The organism is Streptomyces sp. NPDC045021 (assembly GCF_056432645.1).
In genome coordinates, this window is record NZ_JBWKIQ010000008.1 from 302143 (window position 1) to 314268 (window position 12126).

General features: G+C 72.3%; 15 protein-coding genes. 9 read left to right on the forward strand and 6 right to left on the reverse strand.

Features of this window, described 5'->3' with window-relative positions:
- The first annotated feature begins 58 nt into the window (after positions 1-58).
- From AC07DC_RS24820 to AC07DC_RS24850, 7 genes are all read left to right on the forward strand, one after another.
- The gene (locus AC07DC_RS24820; protein ID WP_478916666.1) at positions 59-1291 is read left to right on the forward strand and encodes an ROK family protein; all 1233 of its coding nucleotides are present in this window, start codon (positions 59-61) and stop codon (positions 1289-1291) included.
- Between the two features lie 79 nt (positions 1292-1370).
- Positions 1371-1532 (forward strand): hypothetical protein, encoded by a 162-nt coding sequence (locus AC07DC_RS24825; RefSeq protein WP_478916667.1) that lies wholly within the window; start codon positions 1371-1373, stop codon positions 1530-1532.
- Positions 1533-1765: 233 nt separating this feature from the next.
- Positions 1766-2704: a TauD/TfdA dioxygenase family protein gene (locus AC07DC_RS24830; protein ID WP_478916668.1), complete on the forward strand. Its 939-nt coding sequence runs from the start codon at positions 1766-1768 to the stop codon at positions 2702-2704.
- Entirely contained in the window at positions 2704-3726 is a 1023-nt protein-coding gene (locus AC07DC_RS24835) for an aliphatic sulfonate ABC transporter substrate-binding protein (protein WP_478916669.1), read from the forward strand. Before AC07DC_RS24830 ends, AC07DC_RS24835 begins: the two co-directional genes overlap by 1 nt.
- A gap of 5 nt (positions 3727-3731) precedes the next feature.
- Entirely contained in the window at positions 3732-4679 is a 948-nt protein-coding gene (locus tag AC07DC_RS24840) for a TauD/TfdA dioxygenase family protein (RefSeq protein WP_478916670.1), read from the forward strand.
- Entirely contained in the window at positions 4672-5580 is a 909-nt protein-coding gene (locus AC07DC_RS24845) for an ABC transporter permease (RefSeq protein WP_478916671.1), read from the forward strand. The genes AC07DC_RS24840 and AC07DC_RS24845 overlap by 8 nt, the downstream gene beginning before the upstream one ends.
- Positions 5580-6353: an ABC transporter ATP-binding protein gene (locus AC07DC_RS24850; RefSeq protein ID WP_478916672.1), complete on the forward strand. Its 774-nt coding sequence runs from the start codon at positions 5580-5582 to the stop codon at positions 6351-6353. Before AC07DC_RS24845 ends, AC07DC_RS24850 begins: the two co-directional genes overlap by 1 nt.
- A gap of 31 nt (positions 6354-6384) precedes the next feature.
- On the opposite strand, the gene AC07DC_RS24855 is transcribed toward AC07DC_RS24850, so the two are convergent.
- The 4 genes from AC07DC_RS24855 to AC07DC_RS24870 all read right to left on the reverse strand — a co-directional run bounded on the left by AC07DC_RS24855 (position 6385) and on the right by AC07DC_RS24870 (position 9379).
- A complete protein-coding gene (locus AC07DC_RS24855; protein ID WP_478916673.1) occupies positions 6385-7119 on the reverse strand; it encodes an ABC transporter ATP-binding protein in 735 nt (244 codons plus the stop codon).
- 342 nt (positions 7120-7461) lie between these two features.
- Positions 7462-8241: a DUF3710 domain-containing protein gene (locus AC07DC_RS24860; RefSeq protein WP_478916674.1), complete on the reverse strand. Its 780-nt coding sequence runs from the start codon at positions 8239-8241 to the stop codon at positions 7462-7464.
- Positions 8242-8243: 2 nt separating this feature from the next.
- Entirely contained in the window at positions 8244-8777 is a 534-nt protein-coding gene (gene dut, locus AC07DC_RS24865) for a dUTP diphosphatase (protein ID WP_478916675.1), read from the reverse strand.
- Positions 8774-9379, reverse strand: a complete 606-nt coding sequence (locus AC07DC_RS24870; protein WP_478916676.1) for a PaaI family thioesterase — start codon at positions 9377-9379, stop codon at positions 8774-8776. The genes dut and AC07DC_RS24870 overlap by 4 nt, the downstream gene beginning before the upstream one ends.
- A gap of 89 nt (positions 9380-9468) precedes the next feature.
- Here AC07DC_RS24870 and AC07DC_RS24875 point away from each other — a divergent pair, with 89 nt between their 5' ends.
- Both AC07DC_RS24875 and AC07DC_RS24880 read left to right on the forward strand, forming a co-directional pair.
- Positions 9469-10353, forward strand: coding sequence for an SDR family oxidoreductase (locus tag AC07DC_RS24875; protein WP_478916677.1), 885 nt, complete (start codon positions 9469-9471; stop codon positions 10351-10353).
- Positions 10354-10400: 47 nt separating this feature from the next.
- Entirely contained in the window at positions 10401-10847 is a 447-nt protein-coding gene (locus AC07DC_RS24880; protein ID WP_478916678.1) for a DUF3093 domain-containing protein, read from the forward strand.
- On the opposite strand, the gene AC07DC_RS24885 is transcribed toward AC07DC_RS24880, so the two are convergent.
- Positions 10834-11676, reverse strand: coding sequence for a hypothetical protein (locus AC07DC_RS24885; RefSeq protein ID WP_478916782.1), 843 nt, complete (start codon positions 11674-11676; stop codon positions 10834-10836). The two genes, AC07DC_RS24880 and AC07DC_RS24885, sit on opposite strands and share 14 nt — an antisense overlap.
- Positions 11595-11897 carry a DUF4193 domain-containing protein gene (locus AC07DC_RS24890; RefSeq protein WP_138356502.1) on the reverse strand — a complete coding sequence of 101 codons (303 nt, stop codon included), beginning with the start codon at positions 11895-11897 and terminating at the stop codon, positions 11595-11597. The genes AC07DC_RS24885 and AC07DC_RS24890 overlap by 82 nt, the downstream gene beginning before the upstream one ends.
- Between the last annotated feature and the right edge of the window lie 229 nt (positions 11898-12126).

Genomic DNA, 12126 nt, shown 5'->3' on the forward strand with positions numbered 1-12126 from the left:
CATACGGACGTAACGCCCCACCGTTGACCCGCCGCGCGCCGCCCGCGAGCATCGGCGCATGCCCTCCACCGCGCGCCCTCCGTGGCTCGTCGCCCTGCCGTCCGTGCCCGTGCCGGCCGGTGGCCGCGGCGGCGAGGGCGGCGGCACCGGGGCGGTCCTGCGGGCCGTCCTGCGGGGCGGTCCGGTGGCCAGGACCGCGCTGGCGCGGGACACCGGGCTGAGCCCGGCCGCCGTCTCCCGGCACACCGCCGAGCTGATCGGGCTCGGGCTGCTGCGCGAGCTGCCGCCGCCGGACGGTCCACCGCGGGCCGGCCGCCCCAAGGTGCCGGTGGATGTCGACCCCGCCCACCACGCCGTCTGCGGGGTGCACATCGCGCTGCCGCACACCACGTTCGCCGTGGTGGACCTGCGCGGTCGGGTGACGGCCCACGAACGGCTGCCGCACGACGGCTCGGTCGGCGACGTCCTGGGCGGGATCCGCGGCCATCTGCCCGGCTTCCTGCACCGGCACGCCGCCGGGCGGTCCGTGCTCGGCCTGGGGGTCGTCACCGGCGGCTGGGTGGACAGCGAGCAGGGCACCGTCGTCGAGCACGCCCCGCTGGGCTGGCGGGACGTCCCAGTGCGGAGCGTGCTGGCCGCCGCGACCCGGCTGCCGGTGCATGTCGACGGACACGCGCGGGCGCTCGCGCGGGCGGAGCTGATGTTCGGCGCGGGGGTGGGGCGCGAGGAGCTGGTGCAGCTCTTCGTCGGCAACGTGGTCGACGCGGCGATCGCGACGGGCGGCAGCGTCCTGCGCGGCCGCAGGTCGGGCGCGGGCGATGTCGCGCATCTGCCGCTCGGCGCTCCCGGGCAGCGTTGCACGTGCGGCCGTACCGGCTGCCTCCAGGAGGCGGTCTCCGAACTCACCCTGTCCCAGCGGGCCTTCGAGGCCGGCATCGTGCCCGCGCCGGACTTCCGGCTGCTGCTGTCCCGGGCCCGCGACGGCCACGCGGGCGCGGTGCTGATGCTGCGCGAGCGGCTGCGCACCGTGGGCCGGGCGGCGGCCCTGCTGCTCGACGTCATCAACCCCGAGGTGCTGGTCGTCGCGGAGGCCGCGGCGGTGCACTTCCCCGAGCTGCTGCCCGACCTGTACGAGGAGGTCGCCGCGCACTCCCATCTGTGCACGGATCCCGAACGGGCCGTGGTCCCCACGAGTTTCGGTGAACAGGTGCTCGCGGTCGCGGCCGGGGCCGTGGTGCTCGACGCGGTCTACCGGCGGCCGATGGAACTGCGCACGGCCCGGTCGGCGTAGTCGGCACGGCGCCACGGGGGTTTCTTCCACCGCGTCGTTAATCATTGCCCGGCGGGTCGAAGCTCCGCAGAATCGATACATGGACACGACAGGTAGGGCAACGGCGCGCGACGCCGCCGGGCGGGAGGCGGTCAACGCCTTCCGTGCCCACCATTTCGCCGGTCTCGGCTGTCGTCCCACCGGCTCCACCGGCCCCGCCGGTCGCGCCACCCTCGCCGGCCCTGCCGGCCGCACGCGCTGACCGAGCGGCTCCGCCTCCTGGCGCCCGATCTCCGTCGCTCCCCCGGCGCCTGATCTCCCGTCGCCTTTTCCGCCTCCACAGGGGCCGGCTTTCCGCTTCGCCGTTTTCCGCTTCGCCGTTTTCCGGTTCGCCGGTTTCCGGTCCGCGGTTTTCCGGTCCGCGGTTTTCCGCGCCCTGTGGTGCCGGTTTCGCCCTGCCCACCCTGCCCACCCATGAGTTGGAGCTGCTTCGCCATGACCGCACCCACCCAGACCGCACTCGACGTCGCCAAGGTCGCCGGGAACATCGGCGCCGAGATCAGCGGCGTGGACCTCGCCGCCGATCTGTCCGCCGGGACGATCGCCGAGATCCGCGCCGCGCTGCTGGAGCACAAGGTCGTGTTCTTCCGCGGCCAGGATCTCGACCAGGCGGCGCACGAACGTTTCGCCCGCCGCTTCGGCACGCCCACCACCGCGCATCCGACCATCCCGGCGCTGGAGGGCTCGCCCGCCGTCCTCGATCTCGACTACGGGCGCACCACTGGGCGCGCCAACCACTGGCACACCGACGTCACCTTCGTCCGGCACCCCCCGCTCGGCTCCATCCTGCGGGCGGTCACCATCCCTCCGTACGGCGGCGACACCGTGTGGGCCAACACCGCGGCCGCCTATGCGAATCTCCCCGCCGAGCTGCGCGAACTCGCGGACCGGCTGTGGGCGGTGCACTCCAACAGCTACGACTACGCGGCCTACAAGCCGGCCGACGACACCGACGCCGCCCGCCGGCAGCGCGAGGTCTTCACCTCCACCGCGTACGAGACCGAGCACCCGGTGGTGCGCGTGCACCCCGAGACCGGCGAACGCGCCCTGGTGCTCGGCGGCTTCGTCCGGCGGTTCATCGGCTGGAACGGCGACGACTCGCGCGACCTGCTGCGGCTGCTGCAGTCGCACGTGACGGAGCTGGAGAACACGGTGCGGTGGCGCTGGGCGCCCGGCGACGTGGCGTTCTGGGACAACCGTGCCACCCAGCACTACGCGGTGGCCGACTACGGCACCCTGCCGCGCCGGGTCCAGCGGATCACCCTCGCCGGTGACGCCCCGATCGCCGTGGACGGATCGCACAGCCGGGCCGTCACCGGTGACGACACCGCGTACAACACCGCCCTCGCCCAGCCCCGCGACGGGGAACGCTGATGCGCCCGCCCTCACGGTCGCGGCTGCGACCCTTCGCCGTGCCGCTCCTGATCGCCCTCGTGCTGCCGCTGGCGGCCGCGTGCGGCGGAGCGTCCAGCGCCGCCGAGACATCCGGCAGCGGCAAGGTCACGCTGCGGATCGGTGACCAGGGGCAGAGCGTGGCCACCACGCTGAAGGCGGCGGGACAGCTGAAGAACCTGTCGTACAAGGTGGAGTTCAACCAGTTCGACAGCGGGCCGCTCGTCAACCAGGCGCTCCAGGCCGGGGCGATCGACTTCGGCACCATGGGCGACACCCCGGCCCTCTTCGCCCAGGCGAGCGGCATCGCCGCCAAGGTGATCGCGGCGAGCACCTCGGACGGTCCCGGCTACACGCTCGTCGCCCGGCCCGGCAGCGGCATCAGGACCGCCGCCGACCTCAAGGGCCGGAAGGTCGCGTACTCCCGCAACACCGCCAACCAGGGCTTTCTGCTGCGCGTGTTGAAGAAGGATGGCCTCAAGCAGCAGGACATCACCCCCGTCGACGTGCCGCTGCAGAACGTCGGCAACGTGCTGGAGTCCGGCACGGTCGACGCCGCGCCGGTCACCGAGGAGACCCGGGTGAAGTACCTCGCCGACCACCCGGACGCGGTCCAGATCGTCAACGCGCGGGCCTTCCCGTCCATCTACAGCTACCGGCTCGCGTCCGACAAGGCGCTCGCCGACCCGGAGAAGCGGGCGGCGCTGCAGGACTTCACCCACCGCCTCGTCCTCGCCAACACCTGGATCGGCACTCACCCGGACGAGTGGGTGAAGGCGTATTACGTCGGCGTCCGCAAGCAGACGCAGACCGTCGGCAAGCAGGTGTGGCAGGGCTCCGGCAGCTCCTCGTACGTGCCGGTGGACGCCACCGTCCGGGCCGCCCAGCAGGCGCAGTCCGATCTCTTCGAGGAGAACGGGCAGCTGCCCCGGCACGTCGACATATCGCCACAGTTCGACCTCGACCTGCTCAAGAACTTCAACTCCCAGCTGACGAAGGGCTGATCACCATGGCTGTCACCGTCCGTCCCACCTCCGGCCACACCGGCGCCGACATCTCCGGCGTGGACCTCTCGCTCCCGCTCTCCGAGGAGAACCTGCTGCTGATCAAGGAGGCGCTGCACCGCTGGAAGGTGGTCTTCTTCCGCGGCCAGGAGCTCGACCACGCCTCGCAGATCGCCTTCGGCCGGCAGTTCGGCGAGCTGACCTACGCCCACCCGCACGACGACACCCCGCCGGAGGACCACCCGGAGATCTTCACCATCGACCCGCGCCGCTACGAGAAGCGGTACGGCGCCGGCTTCCGCGAGGCCGTGCGCAAGCGCCAGTACAGCTACTTCGCCGGCTGGCACACGGACGTCACCGCGGCTGTCAACCCGCCCGCCGGTTCGATCCTGCGCGCCGAGTCCGTCCCGGAGTTCGGCGGCGACACCACCTGGACCAACCTGGTCGCCGCGTACGAGGGCCTGTCCGCGCCCGTCCGCGCCTTTGTCGACACGCTCCGCGCCGAGCACCGCTACGGCGGCGCGGAGAAGGCGGAGGGCAACAGCGAGTACGCCCGCCGGATCAACGACAACCTGCTCGTCGCCGTGCACCCCGTGGTGCGGGTGCACCCGGAGACCGGCGAGCGCGCGCTCTTCGTCAACCCCGGCTTCACCAGCCACCTGGTGGATGTCACCCCGCGCGAGAGCCGGGCTCTCCTCAACCTGCTCTACGAGGAGATCACCCGGCCCGAGTACACCGTGCGGTTCCGCTGGGAGCCGGGCAGCGTGGCCTTCTGGGACAACCGCGCCACCGCGCACCTCGCGCCGCGCGACATCGAGCACCTCGACGTGGAGCGCCGGCTGCACCGCGTCACTCTGATCGGTGATGTCCCGGTCGGCCCTGACGGCACCCCGTCCGAGCTGATCGAGGGCCGGCCCTTCACCGCCGATCACAAGGTGGTCGTCGGTGCCTGAGGTACTGGCCGAGGCCGTGGCGCCGCCCCTCGCGGGCGGCGCCACGGCGCCACCGGCCGGGTCCGTGCCACCGGTCACTGACCGCGAAGGGCTGGTCGACGCCGCGTCGCTGAGCAGACCGCGCCGCACCCTGGTCCGGCTGCCGCGTCCCGTGCGCCGGCTGGCCGGCCCGCTGCTGGTGGTCCTCAGCTGGCAGTTGCTGGGCACCTTCGGCATCGTGAACGACCGGGTACTCGCCCCGCCGAGCGCGGTGCTGTCCGCCGCCTGGGAGCTGGGGCGCACCGGGGAGCTGGCCGACCATCTGCTCGCCTCGCTGACCCGGGTCGTCTCCGGGCTCTCCATCGGGGTGAGCGCGGGGGTCGTGCTCGCCGTCGTCGCGGGGCTCTTCCGGCTCGGTGACGAGCTGGTCGACTCGACGATGCAGGTGCTGCGCGCGCTGCCGGTGCTGGGCCTGCTGCCGCTGGTGATCATCTGGTTCGGGGTGGGCGAGACGCCGAAGATCGCGCTGGTCGCGTTCGGCACGGCCTTCCCCGTCTACGTGAACACCTACGCGGCGATCCGCGGCGTCGACAACCGCCTGGTGGAGTCCGCCAGAACCGTCGGCCTGGGGCGTCTGGGGCTGGTGCGGCACGTGATCCTGCCCGGCGCCGTCCCCGGGTTCCTGGTGGGCCTGCGCTTCGCGCTCACCGGCGCCTGGCTCGTCATGATCATCGCCGAACAGCTCAACGCCACCAACGGCATCGGCTACCTGATGAACCAGGCGCAGAGCTGGTACCGCACGGACATCATCGTGCTCGGCCTGCTCATCTACGGCCTGCTGGGCCTGACCGCGGACGGTCTCGTCCGGTTGCTGGAACGCCGTCTGCTGGCCTGGCGGCGGGGCTTCGAGGGAGGCGCGTGATGACGACGGCCACGAGTACGAAGGCCCCGGCCACGCTCTCGGGGGCGGCCGGGGAACCGGCCGGTGAACCGGCGCCGGTCTCGGTCTCCGCACGCTCGGTACGCCGGTCGTTCGACGGCCGTGAGGTGCTGGCCGGCATCGATCTGGACATCCGGCGGGGCGAGTTCGTCGCCCTCCTGGGCCGCAGCGGCTCCGGCAAGTCCACCCTGCTGCGCGCCATGGCCGGCCTCGACCCGGCGATCGACGGCCGGCTGCTCGTGCCGCGGCGCCGTTCGGTGGTCTTCCAGGATCCGCGGCTGCAGCCCTGGAAGCGGGTCCTGGACAACGTCGTCCTCGGCCTGCCCCGGCAGGGCGCCCGCGACAGCGGGCGAGCGGCGCTGGCCGAGGTGGGACTGAGCGGGCACGAGAAGGCCTGGCCGGCGACCCTGTCGGGCGGCGAAGCCCAGCGCGCCGCCCTCGCCAGGGCGCTCGTCCGCGAGCCGGAACTGCTGCTCCTGGACGAGCCGTTCGGCGCCCTGGACGCCCTCACCCGGCTGCGGATGCACGCCCTGCTGCGCGATCTGTGTGCCCGGCACCGTCCCGCCGTGCTGCTCGTCACGCACGACGTGGACGAGGCCGTGCTCCTCGCGGACCGCGTCCTGGTCCTCACCGACGGCCGGATCAGCCTGGCCCGCGGCATCGACCTGCCCGGCGCGCGGCAGCGCACCGATCCGCGGTTCGCGGAACTGCGCGCGGACCTGCTCGCCGAGCTGGGTGTCGCGGACGGCGGCTGAACCCCGCCCGCCGCGGTGCCGGCCCGTGCGCTCACCTCTCGTCGACGATCCGGCCGTCGCGCAGTTCGAGCACCCGGTCGGCCAGGGCCAGCAACTGCGCGTCATGGGTGGCGACGAGGGCGGTGACGCCCTCGCTGCGGACGACGGCGCGCAGCAGTTCCATGACGGCGAGGCCGGTCTCGGCGTCGAGCTGGCCGGTCGGCTCGTCCGCGATGATCAGGACGGGCCGGTTGGCCAGGGCGCGGGCGATGGCAACCCGCTGCTGCTGGCCGCCGGAGAGTTCGCCGGGGCGCTGGGCGGCGTGGTCGGAGAGCCCGACGAGCGACAGCAGGAGCTCCACGCGCTCCTCGCGCTCGCGCGGCGGGACCTTGCGCAGCCGCATGGGGACGCCGACGTTCTCGGCGGCGGTGAGGATGGGGATCAGTCCGAAGGACTGGAAGACGAAGCCGATACGGTCGCGGCGCAGCGCCAGCAGGCCGTTGTCACCGAGGGTGGCGAGGTCGGTGCCGTCCAGCGTGATCCGGCCCCCGTCGGGCGAGTCCAGGCCGCCCACCAGGTTGAGGATGGTCGTCTTGCCGGAGCCGGAACGGCCCTTGAGGGCCACCAGCTCACCGCGCGGCACCCGGAAGGAGACACCGCGCAGCGCGTGCACGGCCGTCTCTCCGCTGCCGTAGGTGCGGCGCAGGTCCTCGACGACGACCATCTCCCCGGTCGCCGGCCCGTCCGCGACCGCCGTCCCCGCGTGCCCGGTCGACTGCTCGCTCATGCGCTGTCCCCCTCCTGGCCCGGATCACCGGGCCACACCCCGTGTGGTCGCTCCCGGCCGTGCGCCGCACCCGTCGGCTCCCGGCCTGCCGCTGCGTGTACGCGCGTGGCAGCTGGAGCCTATCGACCCGGTCAAGGAGAGCGTATGTGCCGGTCCTGCCCATGCCCGCGACGGATCACCCGCACCGCCCGTCCGAGGCCGGACTCCGGGGCCCAGGCACGACGCCTTGGACATGGGGACCCGGACATGGCGAAGGGCCGGATCCGTGGTCATGGATCCGGCCCTTCGCGCGGTCGATCGTCCGACCCGCCGGTGGAGCGGGGTGGGTCGGCAGGCAAGGCCCTAGTGGATCTGGGTGATCTCCGGACCGCGGCGCATCGGGTCGAGCCCGTCGCCGAACTTCGGCCCCTCGGTCTCGTCCTGCGCGATGCCCTCGGGCACCATCTGGGCGTCGGTCGGCAGCTTCAGCACGATCGGGTCGCGCGGCGCCATCGGCGTATCGCCGCGGACCACCACGGTGTCGCGGAAGACCGTCTCCAGCAGGCCTGCGGCCTGCGGCTGCACCGCACCCTGGCCGGAGATGACGCCGCGCAGGAACCAGCGCGGGCCGTCACAGCCGATGAAGCGGACCAGCTGCACGCCGTTGGTACCGTCCGGCAGCTGTACGGGAACCTGCGCGCGCAGCTCCCAGCCCAGCGAACCCTCGATCTCGTCGACGATGCCACCCTGCTTGGTGATGCCGGACGCGATCTCGTCGCGCACCTCACCCCAGATGCCCTCGGACTTCGGGGCGGCGAACGCCTGGAGCTGGACAGCGCTGTCGTTCAGCACCACGGTCGCGGCGACGATCGACTCACCGGCCACCTCGACGCGCAGCTCCATGCCCTCGACACCGGGCACGAACAGCCCGCCGAGGTCGACCCGGCCTTCGCCGGGCTGCTTGACCTCGCTCAGGTCCCAGGGCCCGTCGGGCCTGGGGGCGGGCGGAAGGTTGTACCGACCCGATACGCCGGAGTCGTCGGACTCCCCGGCGTTTTCGGCGTCTTCGGCCAGCTCGTCGGGGCTCGCGCCCTCGAGCTCGTCGAGGGCGTCTTCGCGCTCCTTGCGACGACGACGGAACACGGTCACTGTCCTTCCCGGTCTGCAACGACCGAAGCGAATCCATTACCGGCCTGGCCGTCGGGGGCATCGCCTACCGAGGCATGTCCCCCGGTGGAGCCGAAGCCCCCAGCGGCCCTGGCAGAACCGGGAAGTTCCGCGACCTCGTGGAAGCGGACCCGTTCGACCTGCTGGACGACCAGTTGGGCGATCCGATCTCCCCGTTCGAACCGCACGCTCTCGCGCGGGTCCAGGTTGACCACGATCACCTTGATCTCCCCACGGTACCCGGCATCGACCGTTCCCGGGGCATTCACGAGGGTCACTCCGCACCTGGCCGCCAGGCCCGAGCGGGGGTGTACGAAGGCGGCATACCCGTCCGGCAGCGCGATGGAGACTCCGGTGGGGAGCACCGTGCGTTCGCCGGGGGCGAGTTCCGCGGCCTGGGTGGTCACCAGGTCGGCTCCCGCGTCGCCCGGGTGCTCGTACGCCGGGATGGGCACCGAGTCGTCGAGACGGCGGATGAGGACGTCCACAGGACGTCGTGCTGCTTCACTCACGGGTTCACCTCGAAGGCGCGGGCGACCTTGACCTGGTCAGGGTCGGACATCGCGGCCCGGATCTCCTCGGGACGGCCGTTGTCGGTGAAGTGGTTGAGCTTCACTTCCAAGAAGAGCGCCTCCGCGCGGACCGCGACCGGTCCGTCGGGGCTGCCGATCCGGCCTTCGGCGGTGCTGTAGATCTTCCGTCCGGCGACCGCGCGGCAGTGCGCCCGCAGATACAGGGTGGTGCCGACCGGCACCGGGCGGACGAAGTCCGTCTCCAACCGACCGGTCACCGCGATGACCTGCAGCAACCAGTTCAGCGAGCCGAGCGTCTCGTCCAGCGCCGACGCCAGTACGCCGCCGTGCGCGAGGCCCGGCGCGCCCTGGTGGGCGGTCTGTACGGTGAATTCGGCGGTGACGCTCACGCCGTCACCCGCACGGGACTCCAGGTGCAGTCCGTGCGGCTGTCCCTCGCCACATCCGAAACACTGGTCGTAATGCGCCCCGAGGAGCTCACCGGGCGCGGGCGCACCGGGATGCCGTACGGGCAGGGCTGCGTCTGGCGGCGGCTTCAGGCCCGGCCGGCCAGGGCTTTCGGATGCGGTAGCTCCACTCACGCCCGAGACCCTACCCTCCTGCGGGATCCTTTCCCGTCGGTCGTCCGTTGACCCGTACCGGCTTCTACCCCACCTTGACCGGAGCGCACATGAGTCCCAAGTCCGTCGTCGTCACCGGAGCCGGCCGAGGCATCGGCCTCGCCGTCACTCTCGAGCTCGCGCACGCCGGATTCGACGTGATCGGCACCGTGCGGACGCCGGAGAAGGCCGAGGCGCTGCGGGCGGTGGTGGAACGCACGGGGGCGGCGGTGCGCACGGTACTGCTGGACGTGGCCGACGCGACGTCCTGTGTCCAGGCGTTCACCGAGATCGCGATGCTGACGGACGGCGGCCCCTGGGCGGTGGTCAACAACGCGGGTTTCGCCCAACCCGGCGCCGTCGAGGACGTCGACGACGATCAGGTGCGGCGCCAACTGGAGACGAACCTGGTCGCGCCCGCCCGCATCGCCCGGCTGGTGCTGCCGGCGATGCGGGAGCGCCGGGCGGGCCGGATCGTCAACATCTCGTCGGTCGCCGGCCGGGTCTCGCTGCCGATGCTGGGCTGGTACTGCGCCAGCAAGCAGGCCCTGGAGTCGGTGACCGACGCGCTGCGCATGGAGACCGCACCGTTCGGGGTGAAGGTGGTGCTGATCGAGCCGGGCTCGCACCGCACCGGGATCTGGGAGCGCGGCGCGGAGCTGTTGCCGGCCGAGCGCACGTCGGCCTACCGCGACCAGTACGCCTCCGCCGACCAGATGGTGCGCGACGCCCGGACGCTGCCCGGTCCGCGCCCGGTGGCCCTGGCGGTCCTGAAGGCGCTGAGCGCCCGGCGCCCGCTGCCGCGTTACCTGGTCGGGGGCGGTGCCCGCTCGACGGCGGCCCTGGACGCGGTGGCGCCGACCGCGGCGACGGACTGGGCCAAGCAGCTCGCGACCGGTCTGCGGTCCGCCCCGCCGCGCGTCGCGCGGGCGGTGGACCGGCTGCGCGGAAAGTAGCCGGGCGGGAAGCGGGCGGCCGCTAAGGGTCTGCCAAGCTGGATGCCATGCAGCCCTACGACGAACGTCTCACCGTCCCGCGCTCCTGGTGGCTCCTGGCCCTGGGGGCGGGAGTCTCGGCCGCGCTGATCCTGTTCCCCTTCGGGGTTCTGCCGATGCTGGCGGGTCTGGCCGGCGGGACCGCTCTGGCGGCGATGGGCCTGAGTTCGTACGGCTCGGCGCGGATCCGCGTGGTGGCCGGCTCGCTGGTCGCGGGCGAGGCGAAGATCCCGGTCACGGCGCTGGGCGGGGCGACGGTGCTGGACCCGGCGGAGACGGTCGCCTGGCGCGGCCGGAAGGCCGACCCGCGCGCCTTCATGCTGCTGCGCAGCTACGTACCGACCGCGCTCAAGGTCGAGATCACGGATCCGGCGGACCCGACGCCGTATGTCTATCTGTCGACGCGCTCCCCCGAGCGCCTGGCACAGGCCCTGGAGGCCGTCAGAGCTCGATAGCGGGAGGCAGCGGGGCTTCCGGCAGCTCGGGGCCGGGCAGCTCGTCCCAGGGGATCTGGGCGGCGCGCAGGTCCCTTCGGACCTTCTCCGCGAGCTTCTTGGTGTCGCGCCGGTTCATCGTGGCTCCCACGGCGGCGCCGATCATGAACGGGGTCAGCGTCGGCAGGTGGCGCACGGTGCGCTTGAGGAGCTGTTGGCGCAGCTCCCGCTTCATCTTGCCGCCGAGCGCGATGTTGAGCGAGGACAGCCTGAGCACGTCGATGCCCCGCTGTTCGGTCCACGACCACAGGTAGGCGGCCGCGCGCTCCCGTACGGTGCCGGCCGCACGGAGCCCGTAGACCTCGTGCAGCTCGGCGATGAGCTTGTACTCGACCGCCGCGACGCCGAGCGTCTCCGCGGCCAGTTCCGCCGGCATGGCGGGCGGGGTCGGCAGCATCGCCGCCGCTCCCACGCCTGCTCCGACGGTCATGGTGCCTTTGACAGCACCGGCGATGAGCCGGTCCGCGATGTCCTCGGGACCCAGACCCGGGAACTGCTTGCGCAGTGTCGCCAGGTCGCGCACGGGGATGCGCGGGGCCGCCTCGACGAGCCGCTCGGCGAGCGAGCCGAAACCGACCCTCGCGCCCTTGCCGCCCGTCCTGGCCCCGCTCCTGACCCCGCGGCCTATGGCGGCCGCGAGCGAGGCCGCACGGCCTCGCTCGTCGTCCTCCCGGCCCTCCTGCGAGCCCTTCACGGCTACCCGCTGCCTCAGGCCGCGCAGTCGCGGCAGATCGGGTCGCCGTTCTTCGCCTCGCCGGCCAGCTGGCTCCGGTGGTGAACCAGGAAGCAGGTCATGCAGGTGAACTCGTCCGCCTGCCGGGGAAGCACCCGGACCGAAAGCTCCTCGTTGGAGAGATCGGCGCCGGGCAGCTCCAGGGACTCGGCCTGGTCGAACTCGTCGACGTCCACCGCGGACGTGGACTTCTCGTTCCGGCGAGCCTTCAGTTCCTCGATGCTGTCCTCATTGACGTCATCGTCAGTCTTGCGTGGTGTGTCGTAATCCGTTGCCATGTGTCGCTCTCCCCCTCTGGGTGTCTGCTGGTGTCTCAGCGCACGTAACGCGCGGGAGGCCGGACTTGTGCCCGACCTGAGGCGGAGATTTTGCCTCACATCAAGGCCTGTTACTCAATCGACACCCAACGTCACCCCGGATGAGGTGATCGCAACGGTGGCCGATCAGGACCTGTTCCGGTCTGAAAGTCGCACATCACTCGTGCCAACACGTGTACTTCCCGTGATC

Coding starts and splice junctions, on each gene's coding strand:
- AC07DC_RS24820 (WP_478916666.1), top strand. CDS start 59: ATGCCCTCCACCGCGCGCCCTCCGTGGCTCGTCGCCCTGCCGTCCGTG.
- AC07DC_RS24825 (WP_478916667.1), top strand. CDS start 1,371: ATGGACACGACAGGTAGGGCAACGGCGCGCGACGCCGCCGGGCGGGAG.
- AC07DC_RS24830 (WP_478916668.1), top strand. CDS start 1,766: ATGACCGCACCCACCCAGACCGCACTCGACGTCGCCAAGGTCGCCGGG.
- AC07DC_RS24835 (WP_478916669.1), top strand. CDS start 2,704: ATGCGCCCGCCCTCACGGTCGCGGCTGCGACCCTTCGCCGTGCCGCTC.
- AC07DC_RS24840 (WP_478916670.1), top strand. CDS start 3,732: ATGGCTGTCACCGTCCGTCCCACCTCCGGCCACACCGGCGCCGACATC.
- AC07DC_RS24850 (WP_478916672.1), top strand. CDS start 5,580: ATGACGACGGCCACGAGTACGAAGGCCCCGGCCACGCTCTCGGGGGCG.
- AC07DC_RS24855 (WP_478916673.1), bottom strand. CDS start 7,119: ATGAGCGAGCAGTCGACCGGGCACGCGGGGACGGCGGTCGCGGACGGG.
- AC07DC_RS24875 (WP_478916677.1), top strand. CDS start 9,469: ATGAGTCCCAAGTCCGTCGTCGTCACCGGAGCCGGCCGAGGCATCGGC.
- AC07DC_RS24880 (WP_478916678.1), top strand. CDS start 10,401: ATGCAGCCCTACGACGAACGTCTCACCGTCCCGCGCTCCTGGTGGCTC.
- AC07DC_RS24890 (WP_138356502.1), bottom strand. CDS start 11,897: ATGGCAACGGATTACGACACACCACGCAAGACTGACGATGACGTCAAT.